This window comes from Kitasatospora sp. NPDC085879 (genome assembly GCF_040686255.1).
In the GTDB taxonomy this organism is placed as follows: Bacteria; Actinomycetota; Actinomycetes; order Streptomycetales; family Streptomycetaceae; genus Kitasatospora.
This window is the reverse complement of record NZ_JBFBJZ010000176.1, coordinates 1-2,751: the sequence shown is the minus strand read 5'-3', so window position 1 is coordinate 2,751 and position 2,751 is coordinate 1. Positions and strand designations below refer to the sequence as shown.

The window sequence follows — 2,751 nt, the reverse complement described above, 5'->3', positions numbered from 1 at the left end:
CCAGGCCCGCGTACACGGCGGTGCCGAGCAGCGCACCCACGTACAGCATCGCGGCCCGGATCAGCAGCTCGACCGCCTCCGAGCCGGCCGCGCCCGCCCCGCCCGCGGCCCCGCCCGGCCCGTTGGAGGTGCTGGAGTCGCTGGTCGGCCTGGCCGAGGTCAAGGAGCAGGTCGCCACCCTGGTCAACCTCAACAAGCTGGCCCGGCGCCGCGAACTCGCCGGCATGCCAGCCCTCCCGATGAGCCGTCATCTGGTCTTCGCCGGCCCGCCCGGCACCGGCAAGACCACCGTCGCCCGGCTCTACGGCAGCATCCTGGCCGAACTCGGCGTGCTGGCCGGCGGCCAGTTGGTCGAGACCGCCCGCGCCGACCTGGTCGCCTCCGTCATCGGCGGCACCGCTCTGAAGACCACCGAGGTGTTCCGCTCCGCGCTCGGCGGCGTCCTGTTCATCGACGAGGCGTACACCCTCTCGGCCGGCTCCGGCGGCAGCGGCCCCGACTTCGGCCGGGAGGCGATCGACACCCTGGTCAAACTGATGGAGGACCACCGCGATGAGATCGTCGTCATCGTGGCCGGCTACTCCACCGAGATGACCGACTTCCTGGCCTCCAACCCCGGCCTCGCCTCTCGGTTCAGCCGCACCGTCGAGTTCGCCAACTACTCCGACGAGGATCTCGTCACCATCGTCGAACGCGCCGCCGCGAGCCACGGCTACACCCTCGCCGACGGCACCCGGGAGGCCCTGCGCACCCTGTTCGAGCGGCTCCCCAAGGGGGAGGACTTCGGCAACGGCCGGGCCGCCCGCAAGGTCTTCGAGGAGATGGTGGACCGGCAGGCCACCCGCCTCGCCACCTGCCCCGAGATCTCCGACGAGGAGCTGGCCCGGCTGCTCGCCGAGGACGTCACCCCCGCCGGGCCCGACCCCTCCGCGCGCAAGGACGGCACCGAGCTGCTCGCCGAACTCCGCGCCATGGTCGGCCTCCCCGCCGCCAAGGAGCAGGTCGAGGACCTGGTCGACCTGCTCCGGCAGACCCGTCGCCGCGAGGAGGCCGGCCTGCCCACCGCCAGGATCGGCCACCACCTGGTCTTCGCCGGCCCGCCCGGCACCGGCAAGACCACCGTCGCCCGGCTCTACGGCCAACTCCTGGCCGAACTCGGCGTGCTGCCCACCGGCCAACTGGTCGAGACCGCCCGCGCCGACCTGGTCGGCCGCTACATCGGCCACACCGCCCAGCTCACCAAGGAGGCCTTCGACCGGGCCCGCGGCGGCGTCCTGTTCATCGACGAGGCGTACACCCTCACCCCGCGCAACGGCGGCGGCAACGACTTCGGCCAGGAAGCCGTCGACACCCTGATGAAACTGATGGAGGACCACCGCGACGAGGTCGTGGTCATCGTCGCCGGATACGAGGACGAGATGCAGCGCTTCCTCGCATCCAACCCCGGCCTCGCCTCCCGCTTCTCCCGGCAGATCGAGTTCGGCCACTACACCGACGAGGAACTCGTCACCATCGTCGGCCGCCACGCCGAGCAGGCCGGCTACACCTGCGCCCCCGAGACCGTCGCCGCCCTCGCCCACCACTTCGCCGCCGTCCCCCGCGACCGCACCTTCGGCAACGGCCGCTACGCCCGCCAGACCCTCGAAGGCATGATCACCCGCCAGGCCCGCCGCCTCGGCCGCCTCGACTTCGCCGACGTCTCCGAACTCAGTCTCCTCCTCCCGCAGGACATCGCCGACACCCGCCCCTGCAACTCTGCGTAAACGCACGGCCCCACAACGCCGCATCCGGCTCGCAGCCCCGGGCCGGTGTGTCCGGTCCCGGCCCGGCCCGGCCCGGCCCGGCCCGGCCCGGCCCGGCCCGGGCCGGCGCTCGCGTTGGCGTGACGTTGGCGCGACGTTAGGGCGGCCCGCGACGGTGGACGGCAGAAGACGGCGGGCCATGCGCGACGGCCTGCCCGATGCCGACGATTGTTGTGAAGGGCTCTACCGCCGTGGCCATCGACGCTACTGCTCACCTGAAGGACACCCTCCCGGCCACCGGGCCGACCGAGGGAGCGACAGCCGCACGACCCGACACCACCCCGGGGACCGCGCCGACCGCGGACGCCCCCGGCGCCGCCTGCGCGCCGCGACGTCCCACCCTCGACCAGCAGACCCTGGCCGAGCTGTACCGCCTGCACGGCGGCTACCTGCTGCGCGCCATGCTGCGCGCCACCAGCGGCGACCGGGGCAAGGCCGAGGACATCGTCCAGGAGACCCTGCTGCGCGCCTGGCAGAACCCGGACGCGATCCGCCGCGGCCCCGAGCACAGCCGCCCGTGGCTGTTCACGGTGGCCCGCAGGATCGCCATTGACCACTTCCGGATGCAGTCCGCCCGTGCGCAGGAGGTCGCGGGGGAGACCCCCGAGTGCCACACCGGCGCCCACGACCCCTACGACGAGCTGTTGGACGCCCGCGACATGGCCGTCGCGCTCGCCGAACTCCCGCCCCACCACCGCGACGTCCTGGTCGAACTCCACATGAAGGGCCGCTCGATGGCCGAGGCCGCCACCGTCCTCGGCGTCCCCGTCGGCACCGTCAAGTCCCGCAGCTTCTACGCCGTCCGGGCCCTGCGCCCCATCCTCGAGGCCCGCGGGCTCGCCTCCGCCGATCATTGATTCCCAATCGGGTTTGTCAAGCCCTTGGGTGACGGTGGGTGAGCGTTTCACGCCGCTGCGGGATCGCGTCGGGGTGGCTCGGTGGTGAACGT

2 protein-coding genes are annotated in these 2,751 nt (G+C 72.9%); both read left to right on the top strand.

Annotated elements, in window-relative coordinates; genetic code table 11:
- Window positions 1–1,763 (top strand): AAA family ATPase (locus AB0P35_RS41845; protein ID WP_363521797.1); only part of this gene is annotated, 1,763 nt, incomplete at its 5' end.
- Window positions 1,764–1,993: 230 nt separating this feature from the next.
- On the top strand, window positions 1,994–2,659 hold the full coding sequence (locus AB0P35_RS41840; protein WP_363521795.1) for a sigma-70 family RNA polymerase sigma factor: 666 nt from the start codon (window positions 1,994–1,996) through the stop codon (window positions 2,657–2,659).
- The last annotated feature ends 92 nt before the right edge of the window (window positions 2,660–2,751 follow it).